Source organism: Bifidobacterium myosotis (genome assembly GCF_002259745.1).
GTDB lineage: Bacteria > Actinomycetota > Actinomycetes > Actinomycetales > Bifidobacteriaceae > Bifidobacterium > Bifidobacterium myosotis.
This window is the reverse complement of the sequence record NZ_MWWW01000008.1, coordinates 169,661-189,616: the sequence shown is the minus strand read 5'-3', so window position 1 is coordinate 189,616 and position 19,956 is coordinate 169,661. Positions and strand designations below refer to the sequence as shown.

Here is a 19,956-nt window from a genome sequence, read left to right as displayed (position 1 = left end):
AGCGCCGACACGGCGCTTCTGGGCGCGTGCACGCTCAACCAGGCGACCTGCTGCTCGAAGTCGCGTGTGTACGCGCTCTTCCTGCGCGCCCACGGCACCATCGCGACCGTCACCCCGTGCTCGCGGCACGCGACGCGCGGCGGCGCGTACTCCAGCAGGAGCCTGGCGCACCCGAGGTCGAGGTGACGCCAGCGTCGCGTGCCCAGCCAGTCGTACGGACGGCCGTGCCTGCCGCACTTCGCGCACCGGTCCATGTCGTTCGCGTACGGGCGCACCGGCACCGTTACCACGGTGCCGCCATGTGGATCCTCCCCGATGCGGGGCTTGCGGACCACGATGTTGGAGGGCAGGCTGAGCATGCGCTTGAGCGCGCCGGCTGATATGGTTGGCACAGGCGTTCCCTTGTTCCGGTTCTACTTTCTTGGCGGAAACAAACCATACAGGAGAACGCCCCTCTCACACCCACACACGAAAAAGCCCCGGCGAAGACGCCGAGGCCCAACACCCCACCACACAAACTGGCGAAGGCTCGAAAATAACCAATCAGGATGATTGGACGCTGCAGCCGTTTGGTTCTGCGGTTCAACCGATTGCACATCGGCGCCGACCGGGAAGTACACCAGAAAGTCCTTCATGCGGAAGGTGGTGCCGGTCGGCGACTGACTGTCATCCACGCCGGCGGGCGGGTCCAGACTGTACGTATCCTCGTTGTAAGTGGCCCGGCGGTACTCGCCATCGACGCAGTATTCCCCAACCGAATCCGCCATGACCGTGCCGCCGCAGTCGCGCAGATCCATACCGGCGTACAGTTCGAACATCCTCCAATCCCTGATCAGCAGATGGTTCCTCATCGGCAGCTCATATTCGGCCATGCTGCCGTATGCACTCCGTATAAATGATTCCTATGACCGCTGGCCGCCAGAACCCTTCCATCATGACTACGATGGGCTGATGTATGCAGTGACCCACGTAGAAAGGGAATGGACATGGCAGACGAGACGACCGCCGCGCAGCCGACCGCGCAAACCACCGAGAAGCCCGTGGTCGAAAGCTTCCAGCTCGATCACACCAAGGTCAAGGCGCCGTACGTGCGCTACATCGACACCGAGAAGGGCCCGCACGGCGACGTGATCTCCAATTACGACCTGCGCCTGACGCAGCCGAATAAGCAGGCCATCCCCACCGGTGGTCTGCACACCATCGAGCACACCATCGCCGTGCTGCTACGCGAACGCATCCCGGGCTACATCGACTGCTCGCCGTTCGGCTGCCGCACCGGATTCCACCTGCTCACCTGGGGCGAGCACTCCACCGAGGACGTGGCGCGCGCGCTCAAGGAGTCGCTGGAGTTCATCGCTTATAAGGCCACATGGGACGACGTGCCCGCCACCACCGAGAAGAGCTGCGGCAACTACCGCGACCACAGCCTGTTCACCGCCAAGGAATGGGCCAAGCAGATTCTCGAGGAGGGCATCAGCTCCGACCCGTTCGAGCGCAAGGTCGTCTGACCGCGGCATTGATTCCTGTGGCATTGATTCCTGTGGTGTTGATTCCCGCGTCGGACGCAGCATCGATTCCCGGGAACGACGCCCCAGCTCTCAAACCCCTCTCGTGGCGCATGTCCGGCATGCAACGCGAGAGGGGTTTCTTGTGCCCGCGGCATGGTAGGTTTACCGTCGGTTGGTTGTCGGTTATCATGTCGTCAACCTGCGTATCGGAGAGGTAGGGCATGACTCAGTCGATTCAGTCGAACACGGTGGATAAGGCGGCGCGCCGGTTCCGTCACGCCACGATGCGTGATTTCGCGCAGATGCAGAAGATCTACGCCCATGCCCGCACGCTGATGGCGGCCAGCGGCAACCCCACCCAGTGGGGTACCGCGTTCCCGCGCGAATCCGTGATTCTTGACGACATCGCCAACCAGCGTGCCATGCTGTTGGTGGACGAGGTGGGCGGCCGCGAGCGCATCCTCGCCCAGTTCGCGCTGTGCCCGGGCGAGGACCCGACCTACGCCAGAATCGACGGCGCCTGGCTGGACAACGACAGTTACGTGACCATCCACCGCATCGCGGCCTCCGGACTGGTCAGGCATGCCGCCCGCGACTGCATCCGCTGGGCGCTGAAGCATTACGGCAATGTGCGCGCCGACACCCATCCCAACAACAAAATCATGCAGCATGTGCTGGAAAGCTCCGGTTTCGCCCGATGCGGCCTCATCCAGCTGCTGGACCGTCCGACCGATACCACGCGGATCGCCTACCAGCGCCACGAGTGGTGAGGCGCGTCTGTCGCAGGAGGGATTTGCGTTTATACAGAGATGCTGAGTGAGTGATAGCGGACTTCCTCTATGTGAGGAATCGGTGGCGCCGCGGTGTACGGCGCGGGTCGTGTCCCGCTCTCTCTGTGTGTCCCGCTACATGCTGAAACCGGTTTCTTAATGATTGGGGGCAAATTTCGTTGTCCCCATTTCTGAAATTCATCGATATTGTCGGATGGTGGCAAGAAGGTTTGTCCCCATCCGTTTTTTGAAGGTTCCAAACAAGAATTGTCCCGACAGGCTGAATCTCAGAAACGTTGAAATTCAGCCGTTTCTCCGCTGCGGGCTTCAAACTGGTGGGTGTCATCCTGCTCGGTTGGTTGTCCCCATTTGCCGGAAAGGCCTGAATGTCGAATTCGTGGCACGATTCTTCCGCAGAATCTCACAATATGAACGAATCCATTCCAACAATGATCAGTGCATTGCGGCAGTCCAAACAAAAAGGGGTTTCTCATGAATCAACATGAGAAACCCCTATCAGGACGATGTGCCGGGAGCTGTTCCCCGAATCGGTGTCAGGCCTTGTCCGTCGTGGCCGTGACCTTGGCCTCGACGGCCTTCGCGCCGGCCGCGCCACCAAGCTTGGAGCGCTTGCGGCTGTAGGCGAAGTAGACGATTAGGCCGAGACCGAACCACACCGCGAACCGCACCCAGGTCTCCCAGTTGAGGCCTGCGATGAGCACGAAGCAGAACACGATGGAGATGATCGGCGTGAACGGCACGAGCGGGGCCTTGAAGCCGCGGTGCGCGTCCGGCTGCGTCTTGCGCATCCACAGGATGCCTGCGGAGACGATGATGAACGCGGTCAGGGTGCCGATGTTCACCAGCTCGAACAGCACGTTGATGTTGATGAAGCCGCCGGCGACCGCGGTCAGGATACCGAAGAACCACGTACCCTTGAACGGCGTGCGGTACTTCTCGTGCACATGGCCGAAGAACTCCGGGAACAGGCCGTCGCGGCTCATCGCGTAGCAGATGCGGGACTGGCCGTAGAGCTGCACGAGCATCACCGTGGTCATGCCGATCAGGGCGCCGAGGTTGACGATCACCGCGAGCCAGTTGAGGCCGGTCGCCAGAATCACGCCGGCCACCGGGGCGTCGATGAACTTGGCGAACTCCTGGTACGGCACCACGCCGGTCATGATGAGCGTCATCACGATGTACAGCACGGTGGAGATAGCCAGCGAAAGCAGGATGCCGCGCGGCAGCGTCTTGTTCGGGTTCACGGTCTCCTCGGCCGAGGACGACACGGCGTCGAAGCCGATGAAGCTGAAGAACACGATCGAGGCGGCCGGCACGATGCCGTACGGCTGGGTGGAGCCGGGCTGGAAGGTGTAGATGCCGTACGGGGAGAACGGGTGCCAGTTCTCCGGGTTCACGAACCACACGGTGCACACGATGAACAGCACGATGATGATGAGCTTGATCATCACCATGATGTCGTTGGTGCGCTTGGTCTGGTTGATGCCGATGGACAGCACCCAGGTGATGAGCAGCACGATCACGAAACCGGGCAGGTTGAAGTACGTGGTCACGCCCGGCGTGGTGCCGTACGCGGCCGTGAGCTCGACCGGCAGATGCAGGCCGAAGCCCTCAAGCAGCTTGTTGAAATAGCCCGACCATCCGGCGGACACGGTGGCCGCCTGCAGGGCGTACTCCAGAATCAAATCCCAGCCGATGATAAAGGCGATGAGTTCGCCGAACGCCAGATAGGCGTAGGAGTAGGCCGAACCGGAGACCGGGGCCATCGAAGCGAATTCGGCGTAGCACAGGCCGGCGAAACCACAGCAGATGGCGGCAAGCAGGAAGGAGACGGACAATGCCGGGCCGGCGGTCAGCGCGCCCTTGCCGGTGAGCACGAAGATACCGGTGCCGATGATCGCGCCGATGCCGAGCATCGTCAGATCGAACGTGTGCATGGTTCGTTTCAGCGGAGTGGATTCAGATACCAGCTGATCCACGCTTTTCTTACGGAAGAGATCCATGTTCTTCTCTCATGAACTTGGGTTATGGGGCTGAACCGGACGGATTTCCGGGATCCCGGCACGCCTCAACGCCGGGAATCAGAACGGTTCGCATCAGTATGCGGAGGACCGTATAGTCCGCACAGTGTACGCCGATGGCGGGGACAATGCGCGTCCCGTCCCAGAATCAAGGACATCCCTGTGTAACTTTTGCGTTACTTTTCGGCCCTCTTCCGGCGGTTATGGACGCACGTCACATTCCCGCGCAACAATAGGGACTCATGAGCATGAACGCAGCACCAGAAATCGCATTCTCGTCCGAGCAGGGCAGGGCCAACTACGCGGCCGCCCGCCGTCAATACCCTGCACAGGCCATCGTGGACCTCAAGGCCATGCGGGACAACATGGCCCATCTGGTCTCCGTGGTGGGCGGGCCGGACTCCGGCACCGCGGTCATGGGCGTGGTCAAGGCGGACGCCTACGGCCATGGACTGCTGCCCGCCGCCCTCGCCGCGCTCGCCGGCGGCGCCACCTGGCTCGGCACCGCGCAATCGCACGAGGCGCTGCTGCTGCGCAAACTCGGCATCGGCCCTGATCGTTGCCACATTCTCACCTGGGTCTACAACGGCACCGAAGTGCCGTTCGACGAACTCATCTCAGCTGATATCGACGTGTCCGTCGGCTCCCTGCCCGGCATTGATGCGGTGGCGGAGGCGGCCCGCCGGCTCGGCAAGCCCGCCCGCGTGCATGTGAAGGTCGATTCCGGCTTCGGCCGCAACGGCTTCACCCCTGCGGGATTCGACGCGGCGCTCGCCAAACTGGTGCCGCTCGCGCATGAAGGCGTGATTCAGGTGATCGGCCAGTGGAGCCATCTGGCCGTGGCCGATTCGCCGGACGTGCCGGAGTTCGTGGCCTCCACCGACCGGCAGATCGAGGCGTTCAAGGACTTCACCCGTCGCATGGAGGCAGCCGGCCTTCCGCCGCAGATCCGCCATCTGGCCAACACCGCGGCCACGCTGGACCGTCCGGAGATCCATTTCGAGCTCACGCGTCCCGGCATCGGCCTGTACGGCTACGAGCCCGATCCGGCCATGGGCACCCCGCGCGACTGGCATCTGACGCCGGCCATGCGCCTGCAGGCCCAGCTCGGCACGGTCAAGGACGTCGAGGCCGGGCACGGCATCTCATACGGCCGCACGTATCTGACGCCGGACAACACCTCCACCGCCATCGTGCCGCTCGGCTATGCGGATGGCATCCACCGCTCCGCCTCCGGTTTCGACATGGAGGGTGCCAAGCATGTCGAGAAGCCCGGCGGTCCGGTGCGTATCATGACCGCCGCCGGTCCGCGGCTCTACCGTGTGTGCGGCCGTGTGTGCATGGACCAGTTCATCGTGGACCTGCACGGTTCGGCCGCCGAGCTCGGCGTGCACGAGGGCGATACGGTCGAGCTGTTCGGCCCGGGCCGCGGCGAGGAGTACGCCGAGCCGACCGCCGACGATTGGGCCCGCGCCGCCGACACCATCAGCTACGAGGTCTTCACCTGCCTGAGGAACCGCATCCCGCGCCTGTACGAGCACGCCACCGAGGTGCTGCCCGCAGCCGACCTCGCCAAGCTCGACCCGGCGTCGCTGCTGTAGCGTGCGGCGCGTGGCGGTGCGGTACGGGGCTGAGGCGCGGCGAAGTTTGCTGAGGTTTGGTGCGGGGACGGGCGCTGGGGAACATCCGCATGTAGTGGTGCAGGTTGCGTCGGCGTGTAATCGTACGGTGCGGCAGCCTTATCGCCGGGGTTGCCCTATGCTGGAGCCATGGAGACGACGCGGGATGGGGAACCGGTGCTGAGCGACGAGGGCTACGACGCCTTCGATGAGGAACGCTGGGCCCCCGAACCGCCCAAATCCAAATCCCGTACCGCCTTCGAGCGCGACCGGGCCCGTCTCATCCATTCCTCGGCCCTGCGCAGGCTCGGCGCGAAAAGTCAGATTCTGGTGGCCGGCACCGATGATTTCGCCCGTACCCGGCTCACGCATACGCTGGAGGTCGCCCAGATCGGCCGGCAGATTGGCGCGATGCTCGGCTGCGACCCGGACGTGGTGGACTGCGCCTGTCTCGCCCACGATCTGGGCCATCCGCCGTTCGGACACAACGGCGAGCGGGCGCTTGCGAACATCGCCCGCAATATCGGCGGCTTCGAGGGCAATGCGCAGACCATGCGCATCCTGACCCGTCTCGAACCCAAGATCTTCCACCCCGACGGTCGTTCGGCTGGCGTGAACCTCACCCGCGCGGCGCTTGACGCGGCCGTCAAATACCCGTGGACGCTGGCCGAGGCGGACCAGCATCCCAAGGGCGAACGCTCCAAGAAATTCTGCGTCTACCCGGATGACGAACCCGTGTTCCGGTGGCTCAAGATCAACGCCCCCGCGGCCACCAAGCCGATGGAATGCCAGATCATGGACCTCTCGGACGACATCGCCTACTCCGTGCACGACGTGGAGGACTCCATCGCCACCGGCGCGTTCGATCCGATCGTGCTCACCGACCCCCGGATGATGGACCGCATCGTCGAGGCCACCCGGGCATGGTACGGCGCGAAATGGGACCCGGACAAACTGCTCGCCGCCTATCGCCGGTTGCGTCGCGAACAGCTGTTCCCCTCACATTTCAACGGGTCACGCCGAGCGCTCGCGGAACTCAAGAACATCACCTCCGACCTGATCGGACGGTTCTGCTGGTCCGTGGAAACCGCCACCCGCGACACCTACGGTCCCGGCCCGCTGACCCGGTATTCCGCAAACATCGTGATTCCCGAGGAGACGAATTACGAGATCGTGGCGTTGAAGGGCATCGCCGTGTATTTCGTGATGGCGCCGCGCGAACGCGAGCCGTTCCATCAGGAGGAGCTCAAGATCGTCGAGGACCTGATCGACGTGCTTATGGCCGATTCTCCGCGCCCGTCGGATGCCTTGGAGGACCAGTTCCTGGACGACTGGGACGAATCGACCAACGACGACGAGCGACTGCGTGTGGCCATCGATCAGGTGGCCTCGCTGACGGACGGGTCGGCCTTGGCGCTGCATTCGATTCTGTGCTGATTTGGGGTTGGTGACCATCTGCTGTGTGGTGGTAGTGGTCTATCTCGTAATTGTCTGAGTGGTGTTGGCCCCTCTGACGAGGGGGCTGTCAGTGAGCTGACTGGGGAGAGACAGGAGATGCAGTGCTCAATTATTAGTGAGACGGATTACTAGACAGTGCCATCCTGCGGTGAAAACGGCTTTCCGCCGTCGCTTTCGGTAAAATTTTACCGTGTCCCGGCTCTGGCGGTACTCTTGTGACCTATGGTCGGGATGATTAAGAAGGAAGACATCGAAAAGGTTCGCGCCGCGGCGGACCTGTACGACATCGTGTCCGCGACCGTGACGCTCAAGCCTTCCGGCACCGGCACGTTCGTGGGGCTGTGCCCGTTCCACGACGAGAAGACCGGCAGCTTCAACGTGCGCCCCTCCCTCGGCGTATGGCACTGCTTCGGCTGCGGTCTGGGCGGCGACGTGTTCAAATACGTCGAGCAGGTCGAGAACATCGACTTCCGTGAGGCCGTGGAGCTGCTCGCCGACCGATACCACATCGAGCTGCATTACGAGAACTCCGGCACGGGGGAGGGGCGTCCCGAAGGGGGCGGTTCCAAGCGGACCCGGTTGCTCGAGGCATGCGAGGAGGCCCAGCGGTTCTTCGTGTCCCAGATTCTCACCAAGGAGGCGCTGGCGGCACGCAAGCTGCTCGGCGGCCGCAACTTCTCCCAGGCCGATTGCGAGCGGTTCGGCTGCGGCTACGCGCCGCAGGGTTGGGACAATCTCGTGCGCCACTTGGCCTCGAAGGGCTTCACGCAGAAGGAGATGCTGGACGCCGGCCTCGCCCGTCAGGGCCAGCGGGGCATCTACGACTATTTCCGTGGACGCGTGACCTGGCCCATTCGCGATTCGACCGGTCGCACGCTCGGCTTCGGTGCGCGCAAGCTGTATGAGGACGACCAGATCGCCGCCAAATACATCAACACGCCGGACACCCAGCTCTACCGGAAAACCCAGGTGCTGTACGGCATCGATCTGGCCAAATCCGCCATCGTCAAGAAGCGGCAGGCGGTGATCGTCGAGGGATACACCGATGTGATGGCCATGCATCTGGCCGGCATCGACACGGCCATCGCCACCTGCGGCACGGCGTTCGGCGCCGAACATGCCAAGATCGTGCGCCGGCTCATCGCCGACGATTCGTTGGGCGCCGTGCAGCTCATCGGACCGCTGAAGGTCAAGGACCAGCCGCTGAGTTCGCGTATCGTGTTCACGTTCGATGGCGACGCCGCCGGGCAGAAGGCCGCGCTGCACGCCTTCGGGCTGGATTCCGCGTTCCTCTCCCAGACATTCGTGGCCGTGGCGGACGACAATCTCGACCCGTGCGATCTGAGGATCGAACGCGGCAACGAGGCGGTGCGCTCGCTGATTGCCAATGCCAAGCCGCTCTATGATTTCGTGATCGACGCCGCCATCGGCCGCTTCGACCTGACCTACACGCCCGGGCAGGTGGGGGCGATGAAGGCGGTGGCGCCGCTGGTGGCGCAGATTCGCGACCGATCGCTGTGGGACGCCTATGCGCGCAAGGCCGCCGGCCGCATCGGCGTGGACCTTGAGGTGATGCGGCGTGAGGTGCTTGCGGCGCGCAACCGGTTGCATGTGCGTGACGAGGACGCCTATGCTCCGCGTCGGCGGTTCCAGCGTGAGGAGGAGCCGTATCAGGAGCCGGGCTCCAACCCGTATGCGAATCCGGCCGCGCGCAAGGCGTTGGAACGGCATGATGCCTCGGAGCAGACGTATTTCAAGATCGACGACGCCGTGTTCATCGCCGAACAGCAGTTCATGGCCACGCTAATTCAGGTGCCGCGCGCCATCGACCGCGCCATGTTCGGCCAGCTCACGCTCGACCATTTCATGACTCCGGTGTTCCGCACGCTCTTCCAGGCCATCGTGGCGGCCGGCGGATTGCCTCCGGACGACACCCCGCAGGGCCTGTGGATGCACAATCTCACCAAGGCCGGCGGGCCCATGCTCAATCAGGTCATCAACGAGCTGGCCGTCATGCCGTTGCCGCTGCCCGGGGATGACAAGGGCACGGGGGCTCAGGTGGCGCAGCAGAACGCGGCCGGAGGCGGTGCAGCGGGTGCCGCTGCTGGGGGTGCCGCGGCCGTGCAGCTGCGCCAGCCCACCAAGGAGGAGCAGCGCTATGCCTCCGAACTGCTGACCAGATTGGTGGATATGGGCTTCATGCGTCAAATCGGTCTTGCCCGACGTCGCATGGCCCAGTTGCCGGACGGCGAGGAGAAAATCGCGCTGCTCGGCCGCATCGCCCGCATGGAGACCGCCCGCAAGGACCTCCAAGCCCAGGTCTACGGCAACACCGTCGGCTAGCGTCCCGCACGGAGGTTCGTACATGGCGTTTTTCTGGCTCCCTTTGATAGGGGAGCTGGACTGCGAAGCGGGTCCGAGGGGTAGTCAACAACGACCGTACGGTGTGAAATACTGGCAGAGAAGGCCGATTCGCAGCCCATGACGACCGCCAGCCGGATTGGTCGGGTCGGAAAACATCGAATTGGCCCCATCCAAATTGGACTGGTTTGGTTGCATTCCGTGTGCGTGTTTGATAATGGGCGGGTCGATAACCGCTCAACATCGAACACAAGGGGACGAACAATGACGCAGAATCGTGCGGAACTCAACCGGAATCTGGCCCAGATGCTCAAGGGCGGCGTGATCATGGATGTGACCACGCCCGAACAGGCCAAGATCGCCCAGGACGCCGGCGCCTGCGCCGTGATGGCGCTCGAGCGCATCCCCGCCGACATCCGTGCGGCCGGCGGCGTCTCCCGCATGAGCGACCCCGCCATGATCAAGGGCATCCAGGAGGCCGTCTCCATCCCGGTCATGGCCAAGGTCCGCATCGGCCACATCGCCGAGGCCCGCATCCTGCAGGCCATCGAGATCGATTACATCGACGAATCCGAAGTACTGTCCCCGGCGGACGACGTATACCACATCGACAAGAACCAGTTCGATGTGCCGTTCGTGTGCGGTGCGAAGAACCTGGGCGAGGCCCTGCGCCGCATCGCAGAGGGCGCGGCCATGATCCGCACCAAGGGCGAGCCCGGCACCGGCGACGTGATCCAGGCCGTGCGGCACATGCGCACGATGAACAAGCAGATCCACGAGCTCGTCTCCCTGCGTGACGACGAGGTCTACGAGGCCGCCAAGCAGCTCGCCGTGCCGTACGACCTGGCCAAGTACGTCCACGACAACGGCCGTCTGCCCGTGGTGAACTTCGCCGCCGGCGGTGTGGCCACCCCGGCCGACGCCGCGCTGATGATGGAGCTCGGTGCCGAAGGCGTGTTTGTGGGCTCCGGCATCTTCAAGTCCGGCGACCCGGCCAAGCGCGCCGCCGCCATCGTCAAGGCCACCGCCAACTGGCAGGACGCCGACCTGCTCGCCAAGCTGTCCGAAAACCTCGGCGAGGCCATGGTCGGCATCAACGAGGACGAGATCCAGACCATCATGGCCGCCCGCGGCGAGTGACGGTTCTTGTGCTTCCCTTGGCGGAACTTAGTCAGTGAGGCCGCCGATTATCCGGTCAGCGCGCTTCTCCGCTCAGGCCGGTCTCCCTTGGCTGGTGAGGCCGCCGAAGCCGATGATTCCGCCAATCGAAGAGAGCATCGTGCAAAGAGATGACGATGGTCTTCCCTTTCCGGCTCCCCTCGCGGAGGGGAGCTAATACGATGCGGCAGAACAGGCGGACAATCCCATTTCCGGCTCCCCTCGCCGAGGGGAGCTGTCAGCTCTGCTGACTGAGGGGAGACTCGCAAAAGAGGTAACCATGGTTGTAGCTGTTGAATACATTTCCAAAGAGGAATCGGACGGTGTCGAATCCGCCAAGCATGGCGTGACCGGCATCCTCGCCGTGCAGGGCGCCTTCGCCGAGCATGCGGCCGTGCTGGACAAGCTTGGGGCCCAGTGGAAGCTGCTGCGCGCCGCTGAGGACTTCGACGAATCCATCGATCGCGTGATTCTGCCTGGTGGCGAATCCACCACGCAGGGCAAGCTGTTGCGCTCCACGGGCCTGTTCGAGAAGATCGACGCGCACATCAAGGCCGGCAAGCCGGTGTTCGGCACCTGCGCCGGCATGATTCTGCTCGCCAAGAAGCTCGACAACGATGCGAACGTATACTTCGGTGCACTCGACGCCGTGGTGCGCCGCAACGCCTACGGTCGTCAGCTGGGCAGCTTCGCCGCCACCGCCGACTTCGGCAAGCCCGGCGATGCGGACTACATCGCGGACTTCCCGCTGGTGTTCATCCGCGGACCGTATGTGGTGTCGGTGGGGGATGCTGCTGTGGCGAAGACCGAGGTGGACAGCCATGCGGTCGCCCTGCGGCAGGGCAACATCCTCGCCACCGCGTTCCACCCCGAACTTACGGACGACACGCGTCTGCACGAGCTGTTCCTGTCGCTCTAGCGGATGTCCTATCGCTATAACGGGTGCCTTGTCGCTGTGAATGGACGCCTACGGCCCTCCGTGCGGTCCATCGCGTCTTGCGAACCTGTGGCTGCCCATAAGTCATGAGTCCCCGTGAAGGCCCCACGTGTGTAGGGATTGCCCCATGATGTAGGGACTTTCCCACCATGTAGGGAAACTCCCACGGTGTAGGGATGAAAAACGGCGGAAAACCGCCATTCCTGAAAAACGGCTCCCTACACCATGGGGAAATCCCTACATGGTGGGAAAGTTCCTACGCCGTGGGGTGATGGGCGTGACAGACAGCACGGTGCGTTGCATTGGGGTCGCGGCGCGCATATGCGGGGTGCCGATATGCTGTACGTGGAAACCGATACGTCCTGCAATGTGCAGGCGTATGGGAAGCGTGATACGGAAAACATCCGAGCTGTGGATGCGCCCTGCAATATGCGGCATTCGACGCGAGGAAAGGCGGTGAACATGCAGCTACGGTTGAATCGGCACAGCAGCGTGCCGTTGTATCGGCAGCTGGCCGCCGAGTTGCGTGAACGAATCGTCTCCGGAGCGCTCGCCGAAGGCTACCGGCTGCCACCCGAGCGCGAACTGGCCGGTCAGCTCGAGGTCAATCGGACCACGGTGCTCCAGGCCTATCAGCAGTTGAAGGATGAAGGGCTCATCGCCTCCAAGGTCGGCAAAGGCACCTTCGTATTACCAGTATTACCAGTATTACCCGTAAAACCGGCTGTGGCGCCGGCGCGAAGCGATACGCCGACGTCGCCGTCGGAGGTCCGGCATACTGAACTCCATACGCTGCGCCAGCAGCATTGCCCATCGGACGCACCCGAGCCGACCATCGTCCGACCACCGTGGTCCGTGCTGTTCAGCGACTATTCCAATCGGTTCACCTATCACGACATCGCCTCCGCCGAACGCGCCCAGCGCGGCGACACGACGATCGACTTCGCCACCGGCTCTCCCAATCCCGCCGACATTCCCGATGACCTGCTGCGCGCGGTCAGCCTTGAAGCGTTCTCCTCACACGAATTCGATGGCCAGCCCGAGTCACCCATCGAAGGATTCGATGAACTGCGCGAACTGCTCGCCCATCATATGCAAACCCGTGGCGTGCGCTGCGATGTGCGCAATGTGATGGTGCTTTCCGGCTCCGAACAGGGCATCGATCTCATCGTGCGCGCGTTCGTCAATCCTGGGGACTGCGTGCTGGTCGAACAGTCCACGTTCTTCCCGGCCCTGCAGACGTTCCGTTCGGCGGACGCGCGTATCGTCGGCGTGCCCATGGACGAACATGGCATGCGCGCCGACCTGCTTGAGGGGTATTGCGCGCGGTTCCGGCCGAAACTCATCTACACCGTGCCCACCTTCCAGAACCCCACCGGCACCACCATGCCGCTCGACCGTCGTCGCCGGCTTATCGACGTGGCCCGGCGATACCAGTGCCTCATCGTCGAGGATGATGCCTACGGCGAACTGTGGTACGGACCGGCGCGGAAACCCGAGTCGGGCGACATGCCGGGATTCGCATCCGCGCCGGGCCGCGTGCAGGCGAGCGTGCACGAGTCCGCGCAGGAACAGAAGCTGTCGCGACACAGGCCAGTGCCGCTGGCCGGCATGGAGAACGAAGGATACGTGATGTATCTGTCCACATTCTCGAAGACCGTGACCTCCGGCCTGCGTACGGGCTGGATCGTGGCCGACCCGCATGTGATCGGCCGACTTGCGGCATTGCGGCGGATGGTGGATCAGCACACGAGCACCTCCTCGCAGCGCATCTGTCTGGAGCTGCTCAAAGAGGGGCGCATCGCCGAACACATCCGCACACTGACCGTTTCGTATCGGCATCGTCGTGACACGGCCATTGCAGCGCTGAAAGAGTATGCGCCTGCGGGGATGCGCTGGACCACGCCGGAAGGCGGCTACTACATCTGGGTATCGATGCCGGAGGGCGTGCGCTCGCTGGACGTGCTCGCCGCGTGCCGCGCGCGTGGCGTCACCTTCATGCCGGGAAGCGTTTTCGACGTCGATGAGATGGACGATTCCCACCTCCGCCTCAACTTCGTGCGTCCATCCGCCTCCGATATCGACCGCGGTGTCCGTATCATCTGCGACATCATCGGCGAAGCGGTGCGGTGACGGTGGGCACCATCGCGTTGATTGGTGCGGCTGTCTTGAACATCTGCGCCTTCGGAAGGCTGCCGCAACCGTGGTTGCGAGGCTGCCGGGTGAAGGTGCGGCTGGGAAGCCGGTGGAAAGTGACGCCGTTGGCGTTACATTGTCGCGAAGATAGCCGGTGTTTCGCGACAATGGCTCACTGACAGTTCCTCAGCGTTACATTGTCGCGAGATATGGGGGTGTTTCGCGACAATGTAACACTCAGCGGCGCTCAGTGAGCCTTTGTCGCGAAACCCGTTGATTTTTCGCGACAATGTAACGCTGGAGCATTTCGATTGCTGGATAGTGGCCGACAATTCATCAACAGATTCATCAACAGAGTTACGGCACAGGCCACCGGAAACCGATTCCCGTCGGATTCGCCGAGTCCGGTAAGTGCGACGGAATCGACCGAAACCGGCGAATCCAACGGAATCAGGCGATTTGGGCGAGGAGCGTCGGCAGCTCCGCCATCGTGTCGATGACGGCGTCGGCTCCGGCGTTGACGAACGCGTCACGGGCGGCCGAACGGGCGGCGGCCTTGTCTCCCTCGGACAGGGCGTTGAACTCGGCCTCGGACAGCGCCATCTGGGAGCTGCCTTCGGTGACGCCCACCGTGAACACGCCGGCGTTCTTGCCCTCGCGGATGTCGGAGAGGGTGTCACCCACCTTGACGGCCTTGCGCACGTCGGTGACGCCGAGCTTCTCAAGGTTCCTGAACACCATGTACGGGTAGGGGCGGCCAAAGCCGTTCGTGCCGTCCGGGCTGATCCAGAAGTCCGGCGCGTAGCCGTTTTCGGCGGCCTTCGGCACCACGATCTCCATCATCTTATCGGTGTAGCCGGTGGTGGAGCCGATCTTGAGATCCATCGCGCGCAGGGCGGCCACGGCGTCAATCACGCACGGCTTCGGGTCGGCGAAACCGTCCAGGATCGAGAGCAGTTTGGGCTCGAAGTGGCTGTAGACGGCGTCCACGTCCGCGTCGGTGGGGGCTGCGCCGTGGGCGTCCTCCCATGCGCGGGCGATGCGGTTCATGTGCAGCATGGTGTTGATATGGTCATGCTTGAGCATGCCCATCGGCTTGCGGGTCTCATCCATGGTGGGTTCAATGCCGAACTCCTTGAACGCCTCCTGGAAGGCGCGCACCGGGGCAAAGCATCCGTAGTCCACGGTGGTGCCGGCCCAGTCGAAGATGACGGCTTCAAAACGGTTGGTCATGATGGTTCCTTCATTGGGTTGTATCGGGGGAGTTTCGGCATGTGTTGCTCGACATGCTCAAGGCCGTTCGGCCAAGCCTACGGTCGAGCCTACGGTCGAGCAACACATGCTGAACGCCCCATCATCCGTATTGCTGTAAATATGTGCTAAGGGAGGTTTTTGGTGGTGTGGTGAGTGTTTCCCGACTGTAAGCAGCGCAGGCGTGTGCTAAGCCTTGTGAGCACGCGCCGGAGCGAGGCCAAACGGCTTTGAGTGTGTCGAGTGTGTCGGGAAGCACGCGCCCCACCACCAAAACGGCGGAGCTCAGGCGACGAGCTTGACGCCGGCGGGGGCGGCTGCAAGAATCGGCGCGCCGGCGGCGTCCATGGCGGCGATGGCGGCCGGCACGGAATCAAGGCCGGTTGCAGGGGCAAGCAGGCCGCGCTCGCCCATGTACAGGGCCAGCAGCTCGGTGACCTTCTCGATGTCGTCGGTGTAGATCTCGCCGATGTTGCCGAGACGGAAGGTTTCCTCGTCGGTGAGCTTGCCCGGGTAGATGGCGTAGCCGCGTTCCTTGATGAACTCGTACATGTCGTGGAAGTCGAACTGGGTGCCTTCCGGGTAGAGGAACGTGGTGATGATCGGGCCCTGGTGGTCCGCGAGGAACACGCGGAAGCCGAGCGCCTTCATGCGGGCGATGAGCAGGTGGTTGTTCAGGGCGTAACGGGCGGAACGGGCCGGGATGCCGCCTTCGGCGAACATCTCGTCAAGCGCCTTGGAGAAGGCGAGCACCACATGGGTGGGGGAGGTGTAGCGCCACTTGCCGTTGGCCTTCTCGAGGGTGTTCCACTGGTCCCACAGGTCGAGGGAGAGCGAGCGGGCCTTGCCCTTGGAAGCCTCGAGCTTGGCCTTGTTGCAGATGATGAAGCTGAAGCCGGGCACGCCCTGGATGCACTTGTTGGCGGAGGAGACGAGGAAGTCGATGCCCCAGTCCGCGACCGGGATGTCCACGCCGCCGAAGGAGCTCATGGCGTCCACCATGAAGGTGCAGCCGTGCTTCTTGGCCACGGCCGCAACCGCCTGGATGTCGTTGAGCAGGCCGGAGGTGGTCTCGGAGTGGATCATCGAGACGTGGGTGATGGACGGGTCGGCGTCCAGGTACTCGGCCACGCGCTCGGCGCTCGGGATGCGGTCGTACGGCTCGGCGTATTGCGTATAGGCGATGCCCGCGTGCTCGCAGATCTTGACCTGGCGGTCGCCGTACGCGCCGTTGGTGCACAGCAGCACCTTCTCGTCCTTGCCGATCACGGAGGTCAGCACGCTCTCGACGCCGAAGGTGCCGGAACCCTGCATGAGCACGACGGTGTAGTCGTCGGCGTTGCAGTGGGCCAGCTCAAGCAGCTGGCGACGGATCTTCTGCGTGATCTGCTGGTAGTCCTCGTCCCAGGTGCAGTGGTCGAAGAGCATCTCCTCCTTGACGGTGCGGGTGGTGGTCAGCGGGCCGGGGGTCAGCAGCTTGTATTCGTTCGCCATGATGGGTTCCTTTCTGTTCATCTGTTCAGTTCCGCGATTCGCGTCGTATGCCGTATTCGGTTGCCGACTCTAGTCGCGGATGTAATTTCTGTAATCTTCTACGTAGTCTGTGTGATAAGAACGGCGTGTTGCCTGTAATTAACTACAGGCAACACGCCTGTGGATTAGGGGGTGGGTTATATGGGATGTGGGAGGGCGTCAAGTCCGGGACTGGTGATGAACAGTCATGGTGGACTGTTCATCACGCTCTCCGGTTTGTGGGTCTCGCCTCGCGGCGAGCCTGTGTTTCTGCCCTCGTTCGGCTATCGCCTCACTTGGGGCTCGGCTATGGACAGTCCACTGGACTGTTCGCTTATTCCTCGTTTTGTGCGATGCGCTTGCACTCGGACGAGAAGTCCTGATGCTGCTGGAGCAGGTCCACGGTCAGGGGCTTGGGGAAGGACTTCGAACGCTTGGAGGCGTTCGACGGTGCCTCTTCGCCCTCGTACAGCGGGGTCGGGTAGGTCTGCAGCAGCTCCTGGCGGCCCTTGTCGATGATGACGCCGGCCATCTTCTGCGCCTTCGGGTTGGTGTTCGCGCCCTTATCGAGCACGGCCACCGACTCGGTCAGCGAGTAGTTGCCCTCGGTCGGATCGACGTAATCGATTGGCAGACCCTTCTTCTTGTCCGCGACCGCCTGGTGACGCAGGCCGAAGCCGATCGCCACCTCCTTGGCGCGCACGGCCTTGAGCGGGCCGGAGCCGGACTGCTCAAGGTGGGGGCCGGCGTTGCGGTAGATGTCCGTCAGAATCTGCTTGCCCTTGTCGCCGGTGCCATAGGCATCGACGATGGCCTGGACCATCAGCCAGCCGGTGGAGGAGCCCTCCATGTCTGGCACGGAGATCAGGCCCTTGTACTCGGGCTTGGCCAGATCGGCGTAACTCTTCGGCGCCTCGACGCCCGCGGCCTTCAGGGCCTCGGTGTTGATGATGATGGCGCCCTCCTGGGCGGTGGTCGGGGAGCGGTAGGCCGGGGCCTTCGAGTTCTCCGTGGTGCCGAGCAGCTTGGAGTGCACATCGGTCAGGTCGGCGAACATGTGGTTGCGCTCCTGCGCGGAGTCCACGTAGTAGGAGCTCATGGTGAGCATGTCGGCCTCAAGCGCCTTGCCTTCGGCCAGCATCTTGCCACCGAGCTCGGAGGTGCCGAACTCCTGGATGATGTACTGGTCCTTGTAACCGTTGTTATCCAGCGCGTTCTCGAAGGCGGTGACGGCCTCCTCGTCGGCGTTGGTGTAGATGACCACCTTGCCGCCGTTCGCGGCGGCGCCGGTCGAGAAGGCGCCGAAGGCCACGAGCAGCACCACGACCACGGCCGAGACCGCGCTTGTGATCATGTTGCGGGTGTGGCGTCCGTTGTCGTTCGGCAGCTGGAAGGCGGCCGCGGCTGCGGTCAGCTGGCTGCTCGGACGTACGGCGGCGGCCGCGGCGGCCACCTGCGGGGTCTTCACGGCAGCGCGGGCCTTCTTGGCCTCCTTGGCGCGCTCCTTGGAGCGGTCGCGGGTGGCGAGGGCGATCAGGCCCTTGACCACGAGGTTCACCACGAGGATGAGCAGTGAGAGCACGAACACGTCGTCGAACTTGGCGATATGTTGCAGGGCGGAGATCTTGGTGGTGATCACCTGGGTGCGGGCACCGGTCAGGAAGACCACGGCGGAGATCGTCACCATGGCGTTGACGAAGTAGTAGCCGAAGATCTGCAGCAGTGTGGGCCACGCGTTCGGCGTGACCACGCGCACCAGAGTTTTGATCCAGTTGTCGCCCATGAGCTTGGCGGTGGTCTCCCAACCCGCGTTCATCTTGGTCAGGGAGTCCTTGATCATCTGGTACGGGGTGGCGAAGTAGTGGATGATGTTCGCGATGATCAGAATCCAGAACGTGTTCTGCAGCGGCGAGCCGGAGAACATGAACAGGAAGGCGATACCGAGCACCATGCCAGGCACGGTGTTGATGATCGCGGAGATCGCGTCCACCGAACGGCGGGCCCATGCGGGCAGCTTGGAGCGGGAGGTCACCAGACCGGCGGCGTAGACGAACAGGCATCCGAAGATGGCGGTCATCACGGCCACGTACAGCGAGTTGGTGAACACCTGCGTCAGCTGGGAGTCGGTGAACAGGTTGGCGATGTGGCTGAAGGTGAAGCCGAGGTGGTCGGGCCATTCCTGAACGAACGGGATGAGCAGGATCACCAGGAACACGGAGAGCACGCACACCAGCGTCACCGTGGAGAGGATGCCGCAGATCCAGTCGCGCTTCTTGCCCTTGGGCAGGTCAACCTGGCTGATCTGCTTGTAGCGGATAGCGAAGCGCTCGAGCACGGTCATCAGGATGATCGAGATGATCGAGGGGATGAGCATGAACACGGCGATCACGGCACCACGGTTGAAGTTCGGGATGGAACCGAGCATCTGGTTGAACAGGGTCATGGCCAGCACGTCGTATTCGCCGCCCACCGAGGTCGGGATGCCGTAGTCGGTGAACGCTAGGAAGAACGACTGGATGAAGGCCACGGCCATCGTGCCGATGAGCGGGCGCAGCACGGTGTTGAGGAACGTGGTGAGCGGCTTGTCGCCCATGATGTGGGAGACGATGATGAACTTCTTGTCCACGAACTGGAAGCTGTTGTTGATCAGCAGGAAGCAGGTGGGCAGCGTGTAGATCACGTAGCCGATGAGCAGGCCGTTGAAGCCGTAGATGTCGAACAGCGGGTGGCCGATGAGCTGCGTGATCAGACCGTTCTTGCCGAACGAGTAGATGATGGCGAAGCCGTAGGTGATGGTCGGCAGCAGCATCGGCAGCTGCGCGAGCAGGGCCACGGCCTTCTTGAAGCCGGCCGGCACGTTCGTGCAGTTGATGGTGTAGCTCAGCAGGAACGCGAGGACCACGGCCACCAGCGCGGAGACCGAGGCCACGGTCAGCGAGTTGGTGATCGAGCGTGCGAACTCGGGGCGCGACAGGATCGTCGTGTAGTTCTCGAGGGTGGCGGCGCCGCCCGGGGTGGTGAACGAACGGATGATCACGAGGATCATCGGCAGTACGAGGAAGCCGATGAAGCATACCGCCACGATGATCAGCAGCGTCCACAGTTCGGTCTGCTTGGGCTTGGACGGCCGAGATTCGTAATTGTGAATCTCGGGGCGGATGTTGGGCAGTTGGTTGCCTGCCTGGATGGATTCGACCGACATCG

The 19,956-nt window shown here is 63.1% G+C and carries 14 protein-coding genes; 8 read left to right on the top strand and 6 right to left on the bottom strand.

All coding sequences use genetic code 11. The features are described 5' to 3' along the window. Together BMYO_RS12570 and BMYO_RS04890 are read right to left on the bottom strand one after the other, a co-directional pair. A partial coding sequence (locus BMYO_RS12570) for a transposase family protein (protein ID WP_169834047.1) occupies window positions 1–392 on the bottom strand: 392 nt, incomplete at its 3' end. Window positions 393–413: 21 nt separating this feature from the next. Beyond that, a complete protein-coding gene (locus tag BMYO_RS04890; RefSeq protein ID WP_094667392.1) occupies window positions 414–872 on the bottom strand; it encodes a hypothetical protein in 459 nt (152 codons plus the stop codon). A gap of 114 nt (window positions 873–986) precedes the next feature. On the opposite strand from BMYO_RS04890, the gene BMYO_RS04885 reads away from it, so the two are divergent. Then, entirely contained in the window at window positions 987–1,508 is a 522-nt protein-coding gene (locus tag BMYO_RS04885) for an S-ribosylhomocysteine lyase (protein ID WP_094667391.1), read from the top strand. A 221-nt stretch (window positions 1,509–1,729) separates the two neighbouring features. Then, complete coding sequence (locus BMYO_RS04880; RefSeq protein WP_094667390.1) at window positions 1,730–2,278, top strand: N-acetyltransferase; 549 nt, start codon at window positions 1,730–1,732, stop codon at window positions 2,276–2,278. 554 nt (window positions 2,279–2,832) lie between these two features. Here BMYO_RS04880 and BMYO_RS04875 read toward each other — a convergent pair. Further along, window positions 2,833–4,302, bottom strand: a complete 1,470-nt coding sequence (locus tag BMYO_RS04875) for an APC family permease (RefSeq protein ID WP_094667389.1) — start codon at window positions 4,300–4,302, stop codon at window positions 2,833–2,835. A gap of 260 nt (window positions 4,303–4,562) precedes the next feature. On the opposite strand from BMYO_RS04875, the gene alr reads away from it, so the two are divergent. From alr to BMYO_RS04845, 6 genes are all read left to right on the top strand, one after another. Next, window positions 4,563–5,921: an alanine racemase gene (gene alr, locus BMYO_RS04870; RefSeq protein WP_094667388.1), complete on the top strand. Its 1,359-nt coding sequence runs from the start codon at window positions 4,563–4,565 to the stop codon at window positions 5,919–5,921. Window positions 5,922–6,089: 168 nt separating this feature from the next. Beyond that, a complete protein-coding gene (locus tag BMYO_RS04865; protein ID WP_094667387.1) occupies window positions 6,090–7,376 on the top strand; it encodes a deoxyguanosinetriphosphate triphosphohydrolase in 1,287 nt (428 codons plus the stop codon). A gap of 243 nt (window positions 7,377–7,619) precedes the next feature. Beyond that, window positions 7,620–9,740 carry a DNA primase gene (gene dnaG / locus BMYO_RS04860; RefSeq protein ID WP_094667386.1) on the top strand — a complete coding sequence of 707 codons (2,121 nt, stop codon included), beginning with the start codon at window positions 7,620–7,622 and terminating at the stop codon, window positions 9,738–9,740. A 282-nt stretch (window positions 9,741–10,022) separates the two neighbouring features. Continuing rightward, entirely contained in the window at window positions 10,023–10,898 is an 876-nt protein-coding gene (gene pdxS / locus BMYO_RS04855) for a pyridoxal 5'-phosphate synthase lyase subunit PdxS (protein ID WP_094667385.1), read from the top strand. A 298-nt stretch (window positions 10,899–11,196) separates the two neighbouring features. Then, window positions 11,197–11,835 (top strand): pyridoxal 5'-phosphate synthase glutaminase subunit PdxT, encoded by a 639-nt coding sequence (gene pdxT, locus BMYO_RS04850; protein ID WP_094667384.1) that lies wholly within the window; start codon window positions 11,197–11,199, stop codon window positions 11,833–11,835. A 480-nt stretch (window positions 11,836–12,315) separates the two neighbouring features. Then, on the top strand, window positions 12,316–13,986 hold the full coding sequence (locus BMYO_RS04845) for an aminotransferase-like domain-containing protein (RefSeq protein WP_094667409.1): 1,671 nt from the start codon (window positions 12,316–12,318) through the stop codon (window positions 13,984–13,986). 453 nt (window positions 13,987–14,439) lie between these two features. On the opposite strand, the gene phnX is transcribed toward BMYO_RS04845, so the two are convergent. From phnX to BMYO_RS11850, 3 genes are all read right to left on the bottom strand, one after another. Then, window positions 14,440–15,222, bottom strand: coding sequence for a phosphonoacetaldehyde hydrolase (phnX, locus tag BMYO_RS04840; RefSeq protein ID WP_094667383.1), 783 nt, complete (start codon window positions 15,220–15,222; stop codon window positions 14,440–14,442). Window positions 15,223–15,525: 303 nt separating this feature from the next. Next, complete coding sequence (locus BMYO_RS04835; protein ID WP_094667382.1) at window positions 15,526–16,734, bottom strand: 2-aminoethylphosphonate--pyruvate transaminase; 1,209 nt, start codon at window positions 16,732–16,734, stop codon at window positions 15,526–15,528. A gap of 352 nt (window positions 16,735–17,086) precedes the next feature. After that, window positions 17,087–19,954: an extracellular solute-binding protein gene (locus tag BMYO_RS11850; protein ID WP_211276827.1), complete on the bottom strand. Its 2,868-nt coding sequence runs from the start codon at window positions 19,952–19,954 to the stop codon at window positions 17,087–17,089. Window positions 19,955–19,956: the final 2 nt, after the last annotated feature.